The sequence below is a fragment of the Synechococcus sp. JA-2-3B'a(2-13) genome, from assembly GCF_000013225.1.
Classification (GTDB): Bacteria; Cyanobacteriota; Cyanobacteriia; order Thermostichales; family Thermostichaceae; genus Thermostichus.
Genome location: NC_007776.1, coordinates 2,890,234 through 2,903,020, shown reverse-complemented (window position 1 = coordinate 2,903,020; position 12,787 = coordinate 2,890,234). Strand labels below are relative to the sequence as shown.

Annotated in this window: 8 protein-coding genes, 1 tRNA gene and 1 riboswitch; of the genes, 5 read left to right on the top strand and 4 right to left on the bottom strand. The window is 58.0% G+C overall.

Translation table 11 applies throughout. The annotated features are described in order from the left end of the window. Positions 1-200: 200 nt before the first annotated feature. A complete protein-coding gene (locus CYB_RS13345) occupies positions 201-653 on the bottom strand; it encodes a DUF4278 domain-containing protein (RefSeq protein ID WP_011434342.1) in 453 nt (150 codons plus the stop codon). Positions 654-732: 79 nt separating this feature from the next. After that, positions 733-831: riboswitch (Glutamine riboswitch) on the bottom strand. A gap of 246 nt (positions 832-1,077) precedes the next feature. Between CYB_RS13345 and CYB_RS13340 the strand changes: the two genes are divergently transcribed. Both CYB_RS13340 and moaA read left to right on the top strand, forming a co-directional pair. Then, the gene (locus tag CYB_RS13340; RefSeq protein ID WP_011434341.1) at positions 1,078-2,985 is read left to right on the top strand and encodes a cation:proton antiporter; all 1,908 of its coding nucleotides are present in this window, start codon (positions 1,078-1,080) and stop codon (positions 2,983-2,985) included. A 196-nt stretch (positions 2,986-3,181) separates the two neighbouring features. Then, a complete protein-coding gene (gene moaA / locus CYB_RS13335; RefSeq protein WP_011434340.1) occupies positions 3,182-4,159 on the top strand; it encodes a GTP 3',8-cyclase MoaA in 978 nt (325 codons plus the stop codon). Here the strand turns inward: moaA and CYB_RS13330 are convergent. Further along, positions 4,156-5,520 carry a CRTAC1 family protein gene (locus CYB_RS13330; RefSeq protein WP_011434339.1) on the bottom strand — a complete coding sequence of 455 codons (1,365 nt, stop codon included), beginning with the start codon at positions 5,518-5,520 and terminating at the stop codon, positions 4,156-4,158. The genes moaA and CYB_RS13330 overlap by 4 nt on opposite strands. Before the next feature lie 87 nt (positions 5,521-5,607). Here CYB_RS13330 and rpsT point away from each other — a divergent pair, with 87 nt between their 5' ends. Then, entirely contained in the window at positions 5,608-5,937 is a 330-nt protein-coding gene (rpsT, locus tag CYB_RS13325; protein ID WP_011434338.1) for a 30S ribosomal protein S20, read from the top strand. Positions 5,938-6,039: 102 nt separating this feature from the next. Here rpsT and CYB_RS13320 read toward each other — a convergent pair whose 3' ends face one another. Continuing rightward, positions 6,040-6,477 (bottom strand): hypothetical protein, encoded by a 438-nt coding sequence (locus CYB_RS13320; protein WP_187147245.1) that lies wholly within the window; start codon positions 6,475-6,477, stop codon positions 6,040-6,042. Positions 6,478-6,962: 485 nt separating this feature from the next. Between CYB_RS13320 and CYB_RS13315 the strand changes: the two genes are divergently transcribed. After that, positions 6,963-7,035 (top strand) — tRNA-Arg (locus CYB_RS13315). Between the two features lie 13 nt (positions 7,036-7,048). Here CYB_RS13315 and CYB_RS13310 read toward each other — a convergent pair. Beyond that, positions 7,049-9,709 carry a sensor histidine kinase gene (locus CYB_RS13310; protein ID WP_011434336.1) on the bottom strand — a complete coding sequence of 887 codons (2,661 nt, stop codon included), beginning with the start codon at positions 9,707-9,709 and terminating at the stop codon, positions 7,049-7,051. Positions 9,710-10,618: 909 nt separating this feature from the next. Between CYB_RS13310 and CYB_RS13305 the strand changes: the two genes are divergently transcribed. Then, positions 10,619-12,619 (top strand): primary-amine oxidase, encoded by a 2,001-nt coding sequence (locus CYB_RS13305; RefSeq protein ID WP_011434335.1) that lies wholly within the window; start codon positions 10,619-10,621, stop codon positions 12,617-12,619. The last annotated feature ends 168 nt before the right edge of the window (positions 12,620-12,787 follow it).

Here is a 12,787-nt window from a genome sequence, read left to right as displayed (position 1 = left end):
TTCCGAGGAAATAGCACCCCTCAATTGTGGATCCCTTGGGCAACTTAGCTACTTTTGGTCAACAGCACCTCGTGCCAGCGTTGAAGCGTCCTGTGCCGTCCATCGACCTGAGGAAGCTCAACCCAGAAACCAAAAGGGGATCCCCAGCCGGGATCCCTTCTCGCTGAGCTCATGCCAGAGCATCAACAGTTACGGGCAGATCAGCTCATGCTGACACGGCTACGGTCGTAGTTGAGCCGAAAGGTGGGATGCACTTTTCCTTGGATGCGGTTCCAGAAGTTGCGCACGTTGACATGCAGGCCAATCTGCTCTGTACCGCGGAGCAGCATGGATTGCTGGCGAATCCGAATCAAGCGTTGATGGCTCATCATCAAGCGGCGAGACAGCTCATCCAAGACATGAGAACGGCCATTGGCAGCCACCGGGGCAGATGCCTCTGCCGTCTGAACGGGTTGAGCCGGCCCTTCGGCCGCCTTGAGGTGATGAGCAACACCCCGATAGAGCAGGTCAAGGTTGGTGGGCAAAACCACCGGCTTGCTCAGGTGGCGGAACCGCCAGTCCAGCCCCCGGTAACGACCCCCCACTTTGCCGGGAGAAACCGCTGCAGTTGCAGAAGAGGGGGTGTAATCGACGCCACGGTAAAAGAGTGCCATGATCTTCGCCTCCAATGAGTTGAGTTTTCATCCGTTCGCCTTCTCCCAAGAGAAGCCACACGGTTACCAGAAGAGTTGAGGCGCGTTCCTTCGGGATATCTCCCTACTTCCGTCCTCTGGCCGTGATGTCGCTCTACCTACATTAACGAGCCGCCCAGCACGCGAGAGGATGAACGATTTCTATCTACATTCTGTATTATAAGCTACGGTTTTGAGGTATTGCCAGCAAGTTTTAACAAAAATTTCCACTGAGTTTCTGGCCAGCTTCCTCTAATCGGGACTAGTCAGCCGGGATCCCTGGGGGAAGTAAGGTGCAGGGCTTGGGGCCAGGTTCTCCACTCTGTCCGAGATGCCAGAGGAAGCATTATCGTGGAAGAATCCTCAGGATTGGCTACAAAAGTTCACATTCCTTGGTGGGTGCCCTGTGCAGGAAGACTTTCGTCTGATTTTGGACATTGTGACGGTATTGGCGGCAGCGGCAGCAGGTGGATTCTTGGCTTCGCTGCTGAGGCAGCCGGTGTTGCTCGGCTACTTACTGGCCGGGATCTTGGTGGGGCCAACCGGGTTGGGGTGGATCAAAGAGTTGGTTCAGGTGGAAACCTTGGCCCAGTTTGGGGTGACCTTTTTGCTGTTCACCTTGGGGGTGGAGTTTTCCCTGAAAGAATTGCGCAAAGTGCGGGGGATCGCCGTTGGCGGAGGCATTTTGCAAATTGGCCTGACGATTTTGATCACGGCGGTGCTGGCGGTGGTCAGCGGCTGGTTGACGCCGGTGCAAGGGATCTTTTTGGGGGCCGTGCTCTCCTTGTCTTCCACGGCGGTGGTGCTGAAAAGTCTCACTGAGACCAACCAAATGGGCACTCCCCAAGCCCAGGCCATGCTGGGGATCCTGATTGTGCAAGATTTGGCGGTGGGGCTGATGTTGGCGGTGTTGCCGGCTTTGGATTGTCCCTTGCCGGAGCTGGCGGGATCCCTGGTCAAGTCGGTAGCGGAAATTGGCCTGGTGGGGCTGGGGGCAGTGGTGAGTGGCATTTGGCTCGTTCCGGCCTTCTTGCGGCTTTTGGCTCAGCAGGAGAGCAAAGAGGTGTTTTTGCTGGGGGTGATCAGCCTCTGCGTGGGGATTGCCCTGTTGACGGAGCGGCTGGGCATTTCCAGCGAGATTGGGGCCTTCATTGCCGGGCTGATGATCTCGGAGGTGGAATACGCCGACCAAACCCTGGACTATGTGGAGCCTTTGCGAGATGTGTTTGCCGCTCTCTTTTTTGCGGCCATCGGCATGCTCATCGATCCCAGCTTTATCCTCGGCCATCTGTTGCTGATCCTGGGGCTGGTGGGGCTGGTGATGGTGGGCAAGTTTTGCATCGTGGCTCCCTTGGCGCGGCTGTTTGGTTACACTCTGCCGGCAGCGGTGGTGGTGGGGCTGGGCCTATCGCAAATCGGCGAATTCTCCTTTGTGCTGGCCAGCGAGGGGCAGGCTTTGGGGTTGGTGTCGCGGCAGATCTATTTGTTGATTGTCAGCACTACAGCCGTTACCCTTCTGCTCACCCCCTTTCTGCTGAGGGGCGCTCCTCGACTGTTTTCCGGGCTACACGGGATCCCCTTCTTGGCCCGCTGGTTGGAATCGGGCGAGCGGCCCCGCGCTTTGGCCCCCGATGCTCCTCAACAGGGGCACGTGGTGGTGTGCGGCTATGGGCAGGTGGGGCAAGACATTGTGCGCATTCTCGAAGCCCGTCGTCACCCCCTCTTGGTTATCGATCAGTCAGAACGGGTGATCCAACACCTGCGTTCCCGTGGGATCCCTTACCTCTACGGAAATGCGGCCAGCCCGTTGGTGCTGGAGAAAGCTGGCCTGCCCCAGGCCCGCGCTCTGGTCATTGCCCTGCCGGATCGCATGAGCATCCGCCTCTGCCTGAAACGAGCTCTGGAGTTGGCGCCGCGATTGGATGTGGTGGTGCGAGCTACCGACAAGGAAGACATCGAACAGCTCTATCAGTTGGGGGCCAGAGAAGTCGTCCATCCCGAATTCGAGGCCAGCTTGGGTCTGTGCAGCCATGTGTTGCTGGAGTTGGGAGAACCCCCAGACATCATTCAGCAGGAGATCCTGGCCATTCGCAGCAGCCACTACCGCGATCTGCGCCCTCTCCACCCCAGTTGTCTGATCCCCGCGCCTGTCAGTTGGCTGACACCGCCGGCCCCACCTCCCTCTCCCCCCCTCCCCGCCAATGCCAACGGCAGCCACGACAGCCACCCACCTGAGTCTGTGCTGGCCTGGTGGGAACGCTGGCAGCGGCCTGTTCAACCCGAATGGGCAGGGATCCCTGGCTCTGCCGAGTAGAGATTTGCACCTCAATCTTCGTAGTATCCTGCAAACTGGAGGTGTGGCCACCGCAAGTTGAAAGCCTGGAGACAGTTCCCGCTGCCTTCGCGGATGGAGACGCTGGGAGGTTTTCCAGAGGCAACGGAAAGGGTCCCCGGCGTTGCTCGGCACCTTGGGGGAGGGGGTGCCACATCTTTTTTGGGCCTAGCTTGCCATGCCGACCGTTAACTATCTGCGCATCAGCTTGATCGATCGCTGCAATTTCCGCTGCCAGTACTGCATGCCTGACGAGGCGGAGTTGACGTGGCTGCAAGCCCCAGAGCGTTTAACGGATGAGGAAATCCTCACGTTGGTTCGAGAGGTGTTTTTGCCGTTGGGGATCGATTGCTTTCGCCTCACCGGCGGCGAACCCCTGCTCAGGCCGGGGCTGGAGCACCTCATCCGGGCTCTATGCAGCCTGCCTGGGGTGAGAGATGTGGCCCTTACCACCAACGGCTTCAACCTCAGCCAAAAAGCTCAACTCCTCTATGAAGCGGGGTTGCGCCGCATCAACATCAGCTTTGATTCCCTCAACCCCGAGACCTTTCGACTGATCACGGGGCGGGATCGCTGGCGGCAGGTCTGGGCCGGGATCCAAGTTGCCCACCAAGTGGGGTTTGATCCCCTCAAGTTGAATGTGGTGGTGATCCCTGGGCTCAACGAATCGGAAGTGGAAGATCTGGCTGCCCTTACTCTGGAGCGACAATGGCATGTGCGCTTCATCGAGTTTATGCCCATTGGCAATGCCGCCCTCTTTCAGCAGGCCGGCTGGGTGGAGTCTGAGGTGCTGCGACAGCGAATTCGCGCTCGCTTCGGCCTGGAACCTGGGTTTGTGGCCGGCAATGGGCCGGCGGATGTGTTTCGAATCCCGGGGGCAAAAGGCACCTTGGGCTTTATCAGCCAGATGTCGGAGTGCTTTTGTGATCGATGCAACCGCATGCGGCTATCCAGCGACGGTTGGCTGCGCCCTTGCCTGCTCAACGAATCCGGCCAAATCAACCTGCGGGATCCGCTGCGAGCTGGGATCCCTGCCGAAAGGCTAAGGCAGCAGGTGCGGGAATTGCTGGACATCAAGCCGGATATCAACTTCAAAGGGCGGGACACCGGCAGCCAGGGATCCTACCGGCGCACCATGTCTCAGATTGGCGGCTAGCGGGGATAAGGGATCCGCAAAAGCTGGTTGACCGGTGGGTGGGCCACCTGCAACTGTTTCCCATCTGGCCACTGGATCTGGATTTCCTTGACCCCTGTTTCGGATCCCAGGCCAAAGTGGGCCACCGGCTCCATCTGACAGAGGTAGCCGCTGCCGGCGTCGATGGCCTGGATCTGGGTACGGGTGGAGGTGAGCAGCCTTACCAACGCGCCGCGGGCCGGGGCTCCCTGGCGGGTGAGGGGCAGAACCCTCAGCCAGTTGTTGGCATTGGCCTGAGGGCGATAGAAGCTGAGAGGCTGGGCGCCAGACTCCCCATGGGCAATCAACAATTCCAGACGACCATCCCCATCCACATCGGCCACTGCTGCTCCTGTCCCCAATCCCTGGGGCTCGGCAGCATCTCCAATGTCAATGGCTTGCCAACGGCCTGAGCGCCAAGCAAACAGACGGTTGGGCTCGCCGATGTTGTTGAAAAACAGCTCTGGGTAGCCGTCGTTGTCGAAGTCGGCAGCGATGACTGTGCGAATGCGGGAGGGCCTAGCCAACTCCGGGGGGGCTACATCCTTAAAAAAACCGTCGGGGGTCTGGATCCAGAGGCGATGGGGGCCTTCCCAGTTGCCATAGAGCAAATCCAGCCGTCCATCCCCATCCAGATCCACCGCCGCCACGCCACGTCCGTGCTCGTCCGGATCCGCCAGGCCCACCTCAGCGGCAATCTCTTCAAAGGTGCCATCCCCCCGGTTGCGAAACAGAAAGTTGGGCCCCTGCTCATTGACGGCAAAAATGTCCATCCGCTGCGAGACCAAGGGCAAGGCCACCAACCCCCGCCCGCCCGTCACCCGATTGAGTCTCGCTTCTGGCGCCACATCGGCGATCATTTGGTTAGGGCCCAACTCGTAGAGGCGCATAGGGCCGCCGTAGTTGGCTACGAAAAATCCATAGCTCCCCTGGCCAAGACGATCCACACAGGCTACAGAGCGACCTGCCGTCAAGTTGAGGGCATCTTGGTTTTGCGGCAGGGAGAACAGGTCCACCCAGGCGGATCCCTGCCAGTCGAAGAGGCGATCCCCAAAGCGCTTGCGCCCGCCGAAGGTATCGGTGTTCAAGACATAAAGTTCTTCCTGCCCGTCCCCGTCAAAGTCGGCGGCAGCCACCCCAATTGCCATGCGCCCTGCATCGGCCAGGGTGTCGTCTGCTTGATCCACCAAGGTTTGCCCATCCCACTTCAAGACTCGATTGGAGCCGCGGAACCCGCACACAAACAGCTCAAAGGCCCCATCCCGATCCAAATCGCAAGCGGCAACCCCGTAGAAAAGGGCAGGTGGGTTAAAGCGGATCTGCGAGCTGCAATCTTGGAACATGGGGATCCCATCGGAGAACAATAGGAACTGGTGGAGCTTCCAGCTCTGATGGTATGCTGGATCTTCGCTGGAACTTCCCCTTCAACCATGCCACGCATCAAATCTGCCATCAAGCGCGTTCAGATCGCAGAGCGTAATCGGCTGCGCAATAAAGCCACCAAAGCCATGGTGCGCGCTCTGATGAAGAAAGTGATCTCCCTCTCAACTGCCTATGCCGCCAACCCACAGCAAGAAACTCTGCAGGAAATCCAGGCGGCGATGAGTGCTGCTTTCAGCCGCATTGATAAAGCTGCCAAAACCGGCGTCCTGCACAAAAACACAGCCGCTCGTCGTAAGGCTCGGCTGGCCCGGATTGTGAAGCTATCTGTGGCTTCCTCGGAAAAATCCCAGGCTGAGGCTTTGGTTGAGCATGGTTGAATTCTCCTGCTGCTTCGGAAGTGGTGCTTGTGCGGGATTTCAGCCGCACGCAAACGAGATTTTGCCTCGGTGCCGGCAGGGATCCCAAGTGGCAGCCAAAACCTAATCTTGAGTATCCAACCTGCGCACCAACCAGCGCCGCAGCGGATGCCACACCGGCAAGGACAGGATCCAGCGGGATTGCTGCTCCAGCATGAGACGCTCCACCGGATACAGGCCGAACAGCTCATAGCGGCTTTGGGCGATCAGGATCCCCATCGTGAAGCTGACACAGAGCAACAACCCCAAAGTCGGCCATCCTGGGCGGTGAAACAAGGCATATCGCAGGCCCGTCCAAGTAAAGTAATCCCACAGGCGGGCTATATCCGCTCGCAAAGCCCAGAGACTGGGGATCCCGACCACCAGCCACAACAGGCCCAGAAAGATGAAGCTACCACCGTGATAGAGGCGCAGCAGACGCTTGGCTGCCGGAGACAGAGCTTGAGTGCCGGAAGAAGCTTTCTTTCGCCCAACTGAGCCAGGATCAGGGAGCAAGGGCATGGGGATCCCAATTTTCGACACCTCAACACCCATTTTGGACTTATCTCCGACGCAATAGCTCGGTTGCATGGGATCCTCGAACTCAAACGAGTACTTTTCTGCTTTCGGCTCGCCCATTTTAAGGGATCGATGCACAGGGAGCCCAGTTGTGGCTCTCCCGCTGCACAGCGCCATCCAAAAAGGCACTGATCAAAGCATCTGCTCAAAGCATCTGCCGTCTGCAAGTCTTCCTTATCCGTACAGTCAAGTTTCCTGAGAGACGCCCAGACGTCCCGTTCCAAGAGCTTGGCAGACGATCTCTTTGACGTTCATATCCTGAGCGAAAACCAACATTCCCATGGTGAAGGGATCCCGCCCTGGCTCCCTAAGGCAAACCGCGCAATTTGCCCAAGCAACACTGCGGAAATCCAAGCCAGAGGCAGGTGGGCAGGGTTGGGGATTGGGAACTGGGTCGGGGATATAATGGCTCTGCACCCTTTTCTTCGGCCTTGCTAGCTCAATGGATAGAGCACCGACCTTCTAAGTCGATGGTTGCAGGTTCGAGTCCTGCGCAAGGCGCTGGCCTTGCCCTCTAAGCCTTGCTTGGGGTTTCCGACAAGCTGCCCTGGTGGGGGCACCACACCTGAACAACCACCTGCCGGGAGTGGCTTTCCACCCGCAGGGATCCCTGCAGCAGCTCCACTGCCTTTTGAACCAGCGATAGACCCAAGCCCGTTCCCCCGGCGTTGCGGCAATCCAACTGGGGGAGGCGATAGAACTTTTCAAAAAGGCGGGGCAACGCTTCTGCAGGAATTTCCACCCCTGTATTGCGCACCGTGATCAGCCAGCCGGGACGGCCATTGGAGTTAGCCTGGCTCACACTTAAATAGATGCTTTCCCCAGTGGGGGTGTACTTACACGCATTGTTTAAAAGCTCGCTGACCACCCGCGACAAGAGGCTCTCATCCGTGCAGAGGGGCCAAAGGTCGGGATCCCATTCCACCTGGAACTGTTGGCCTTGCTGCGCAGCCCGCAGCCGGAAGGGCTCGGCAAGATTGGGGATCCATTCCTGGGGAGATAAACAGGTAAGTCTGAGGACTTTGTTTCCGGATTCGAGGGCTTGCAATTCCAACAGGTCGTTGATTAACTCCAGCTCGCGGTTGGTCTCCATCTCCAAAATTTGAAAGTAGCGCCTTTCCCGCTCAGTTAGGTTGGCTTTAGATAGAAACCCAATAGCCAGCTTCATGTTGGTGAGAGGTGTGCGCATTTCGTGGGAGACCATGTGCAGAAACTCATCTTTGAGTTGGTTGAGCTCCTGCAACTGTTGCACCTGACGCTGGATCGTTTGATAAAGACGTGCTTGGCGAATGGCGATGGCACATTGGCCGGCTACCCGTTGGATGAGCCGTTGTTCCCGCTCGGTAAATATCTGCCCCGGTGGACGGGATCCACAAATATTCCCCAAAACAAGCAGTTCCTCGTGTTGAGCTGTCAGATCCCTTTTGTCGCAAATGGGAGCGATGATCAGGGTGTAGCGGTCGTGGTTGGGCCAGCAGGGGTGATGGAAGTTGCTCAATTGGCAAAGCTGTCCGCGCTGGAGCTGACGAAGCACATGGGTGAAATCCGCAAACGAAACCTCCAGGGGGAAGCGCTGGATCCCTTCTCCGGCCAAATAGTCCACCGCCAAAACGCTGACCTGCCGCTCTGGGTCATGAAGGGCAATGGTGCAATTGGATAGGTTCAAGCTCAGGGCCAGTTCTCGGGCTACCGTTTCCAAGATTTTTTGTTCATCCAAAGTGGAGCGAATTTCTTCGGTGATGAGCTGGAGTAGCGCTTCGTCGTTGTAAGCTTGTTCGAGCTCTGCATTGCGCACCCGCACTTGGTAATCCAATTCAGCATTGGCCTGCTGCAGCTTTTGATAAAGCTCTGCCTGCTGAATGGCCACCGCCAGGTGCTCCCCGATAGCCTTGGCCAGCTCGATCTCGTCGGTTTGCCAATCCGGATCTGAGATCAGGCGCCGCAGGGCCAGGGCACCCCACACTTTTCCCTGGCAAGCCACTGGGATCACCAACCAAGGGCCCAGGTGGTATTCTCGCTTTTCATGGATAGCAAAGGGATCCAAAACTTGCTCGGGATCCGGCGCATGAAAAACTTGCAGCTGCTTCAAGTATTGGATGGCCACAATGTCTGGACTATCCGGGATGTGCAGGTGAAGGGCAGTGGGCAGATCAGGCGATTGGACGTAGCTGGCAACACCTAACCATACAGCCTCAGCCGGCAGGTACTGGTAAAGGGTAACCCGTGCTGCCTGTAACACTGCCCTCACTTCCCGGACTGCCACATCAAACAGGGTGGGCAAGTCGAGCGAGGCGTTGATGGCCTGAATGAGCTGGCTGAACAGCCTTTCTCGCTGCAATTGCCGCTGCAGCTTCAGCTCGGCTTGCTTACGAGGGGTGATGTTTCTAATGATCATCAGGACTTGATCTTCCCCATAGGGGGCGATGCGAGCCTGCTGATATTGGGGCTGAGGGGATCCCTCTGGGCAGGGGTACTCGATCTCTTGAGCTTGCCGGGTTGCCAAGGCCAGCTCCAGATGCTCGCGAATGGCTTGGGCTGTGGGCTCTGCCGCACCGGCGCAGGCGACCTCAGGAAACAGCTCTTCAGGAGTTTTGCCCAGGTAGTAGGCAGGGGGATGGGGGACAGAAAAATAGCTGGGCGGCTTGAACTCCAGACATCGGCCCTGGCGATCCAGACGAAGCAGCATGTCGGGCAGGGCTTCCAGGAGCTGGCGATAGTGGCGCTCTCGCTCGGCCAAGGTGATCTCTAATTGCTTGCGCTCGCTGATATCCAGGGTCACCCCGACAACCTGGCCGGGATCCCCTTTCGGCCCCAAGAGCACAATCCCCTGGGAAAGCTGCCAGCGCATCTGGCCGTCGGCCTGGTAAACCCGATATTCCACCGAAAAGTTGGGATCCCCCTCTACCGCCCTGGGCCCAGCCGTCTGCAAAGCTTCTTTCACCCTTTGGCGATCTTCCGGGTGAACGTGCTGCAAAAACACTTCCAGGGTGAAATCTTGGCCGGGATCCAGCCCGTATTTGGCCTTGCACTGGGGAGAAGCACTCAACTCCCAGGTGCGCAGATCCAGTTGCCAATAGCCCAGTTGGGTGGCTTCTAAGGCCAAATAGAGATGCTCTGGATAAAAGCTGCCGTCTCCTGGCCGCACCGGCACCAGGCGGTATCGAGTTGAAGCCATCTCCCTCACCAGATTCTATGAGCCCTGCCTCATTGTGGACAATTTTCAGAGAACCTGGGAGATCCTACTATTCGAACTGTTAGAAATTCTTAACCTTAAGCATGGCTCCAGGGTAACTCTTAGATATGTGTTCTCCGACACCAAACCTTCAACTTGAGCTGGACTTCAACTTCACGGGGAGAAGGCCTAGGGTCACACCCTGCTGATGCGACCGGGAGGCTTTGGGCCGGGCTTGTGGGAAAGGGGGGTGCCTCTGCTATAGTGATGGTCGGTTGCATTTCGGATCCCAAGTGGTGGGATCCCCCTGGCAGGTAGGGTCAGGGCAGGCTTCGAGATGTCTTTGCGCTCTTGCGAGAGTTGACGTTGCGTTGAGCTTTCTCGGTGTGATCCTGCCCTTAGCCTGCGTGAAGCGTTTTCTCTTTTTTATGCTTTCCTGTGCAACGTTAAGCCTGACGTTTAATCACAGAAAACTTCTCCTGCTCTCGAGTTTGGGTTTATCTGTAGTAAGACCTGTATTCAGATTTTCCCGATGGGTTGACGGCTTCCTGTTCGCCCTGGCGCGGCTTCTCAAGGTGCCGTTGCCCTCTTCATTTGGTTAGCGGACGGGGAAACAGAAGATTGCTAGATCTGGACAATTAGCAGGGCCGAGGTTGTCTTCACTTCCTTGGGCTTTGGCTTAAGTTTTCCTTTCCCCGGGTATCTCTTGCAAAGTTGCCCGATGTTGGCGATGGCAACAGGATAGTCTGTTTAGCCTGCTGTTAGGTTTTCTGGATTCTCTGAGTTGGGTTGATGGGCTGGCCCGCGGCATGGCGAGCGAAGGGATCCGTTTGGCCGTTCCCAACAGACTTCTCTCCATTTTCTCCTACTCAGCTCAATCATTTTCCAACCGAAGAATTCAAGGTTATTGCTGTGGTTTGTAAAGTTTCTCCCAGTTTGGATCGACATAGCCAGTCGAGTGAATCTGCTTTGCTTGGCCAGGCTTCATTGCCCCAAGGCCACCCCTTGGATCCCCTTAGCGCCGAGGAGATGCGGCAAGTGGTGCAGATCCTGCGCCGGCAACGGCCCCTCAGTTCTCAGGGGCGCTTTGTAACCATCCAGCTACAAGAGCCGGAGCGGCCTTGGATGGAAGCGTGGCAGCCGGGGCAGCCGTGGGATCGGCAGGCTTTCGTGGTGCTGTTGGATCCGGCCAGTGGCAACACCTACGAAGCCGTGGTCTCTCTGTCAACACAGCAGGTGCGCTCTTGGCAGCTCGTTCCGGGCGTGCAGCCCCCTCTGCTCGACGATGAGGTGTACGCCTGCGACCGCCTGCTCAAGGAGGATCCCCAATTTTTGGCGGCTCTGCAGCGGCGGGGGATTGCCGATGTGGATTTGGTGATGGTGGACTACTGGACGGTGGGCTACTTCGGGATCCCGGAAGAAGAAGGGCGGCGGCTGGTGCGAGGCTTTTGTTTCCTACGTACTTCCCCTTGCGACAACGGCTATGCCCGCCCCATCGAGGGGCTCTACCCCTGGATTGACCTCAACCGCATGCAAGTTGTCAAGGTGGAGGATCGGGGTCTGTGGCCCTTGCCGCCGGAGTCCGGCAACTTCGACGAGCTGTTTTTCAAAGATTTTCGCCAAGACTTGAAGCCGCTAGAAATCACTCAGCCCCAAGGGGTGAGCTTCCAGGTGGACGGCCACCACATCCGCTGGCAGAAGTGGGATCTGCGCATCAGCTTTAACCCGCGAGAGGGGCTCGTCCTCCACCAGGTGAGCTACGAGGATCAAGGCCGCCTTCGCCCCATTCTCTACCGCGCCTCGGTAGCCGAGATGGTGGTGCCCTACGGGGATCCGCGGGATCCCCACTGTCGCAAAAATGCCTTTGATGTGGGGGAATACGGCATTGGCATGCAGGCCAATTCCCTGCAGCTGGGCTGCGACTGTCTGGGGGAAATCTACTACTTCGATGCCTGGCTGCCCACTAACAGCGGTGAGCCCATGCTTTTGAAAAATGCCGTCTGTATGCACGAGGAGGACTTTGGGGTGCTCTGGAAGCACACCGACTGGCGCACGGAACGGGCGCAGGTGCGGCGCTCGCGGCGGTTGGTGCTTTCCTTTTTCACCACCATTGGCAACTACGACTACGGCTTTTTCTGGTATTTCTACCAAGACGGCACGCTGGAGTTTGAAGCCAAGCTCACCGGCATCATCAACACTTGCGCCACGTTGCCGGGGGAAGAGCCGGAGTTTGGCGTCTTGGTGGCACCCCAATTGTCTGGCCTCAACCACCAGCACTTTTTCACTGTCCGCCTCGATATGGCGGTGGATGGGCCGTGCAACTCCCTCTATGAAGTGCATGCAGAACCTCTGCCTCTGGGGCCGGATAACCCTCACGGCAACGCCTTTCGCGCCCGCTCCACCCTGCTCAAAACCGAGCAGGAGGCTAAGCAAACGGTGGATCCCTTGCGGGGCCGCTATTGGAAGATTGTCAACCCCAATCGCCACAACCGCCTGGGACAGCCGGTGGCCTACAAACTGATGCCGGGGGACAATGTCCAGCTTTTGGCCCACCCCGACTCTTGGCTGTACCGACGGGCAGGATACCTGGCCCACCACCTCTGGGCCACGCCCTACCATCCCGGCGAGAAGTTCCCAGCAGGGGACTACCCCAACCAACACCCCGGTGGCGAAGGGCTGGTGCAATGGACGCAAGCGAACCGATCCCTGGAAAACACCCGCCTGGTGCTCTGGTATAGCTTTGGCTGCAATCACTTCCCCCGCACCGAGGACTGGCCAGTGATGCCGGCTAGCTACATCGGCTTTATGCTCAAGCCCCTGGGCTTCTTTGAGTGCAACCCAGCTCTGGATGTGCCTCCTCCCCCGCCGAAGACCAAAGGCTGCTGCAGCTTTATTGACTACCCCCCTGCCTAGAGGGCGAGGATTCTTTCAAGTGCGAACAGCTTGGGCGCGACAGGAGTGAGAGGGGAGGCACTCTTCGCCCACGGGGCTTGAGACCTGGTTTCTGGGTCACCGTAGCAGGTGCCTTCCATTGCTCAGCCCCGGTCTTTGGTGCTGGGCAAAAGCTCTGCTCAGATCTGC

What these genes read in the sequence shown, in the direction of transcription:
- CYB_RS13345 (WP_011434342.1), bottom strand. Translation starts at nt 653, where the DNA reads ATGGCACTCTTTTACCGTGGCGTCGATTACACCCCCTCTTCTGCAACT.
- moaA (WP_011434340.1), top strand. Translation starts at nt 3,182, where the DNA reads ATGCCGACCGTTAACTATCTGCGCATCAGCTTGATCGATCGCTGCAAT.
- CYB_RS13330 (WP_011434339.1), bottom strand. Translation starts at nt 5,520, where the DNA reads ATGTTCCAAGATTGCAGCTCGCAGATCCGCTTTAACCCACCTGCCCTT.
- rpsT (WP_011434338.1), top strand. Translation starts at nt 5,608, where the DNA reads ATGCCACGCATCAAATCTGCCATCAAGCGCGTTCAGATCGCAGAGCGT.
- CYB_RS13320 (WP_187147245.1), bottom strand. Translation starts at nt 6,477, where the DNA reads ATGCCCTTGCTCCCTGATCCTGGCTCAGTTGGGCGAAAGAAAGCTTCT.
- CYB_RS13310 (WP_011434336.1), bottom strand. Translation starts at nt 9,709, where the DNA reads ATGGCTTCAACTCGATACCGCCTGGTGCCGGTGCGGCCAGGAGACGGC.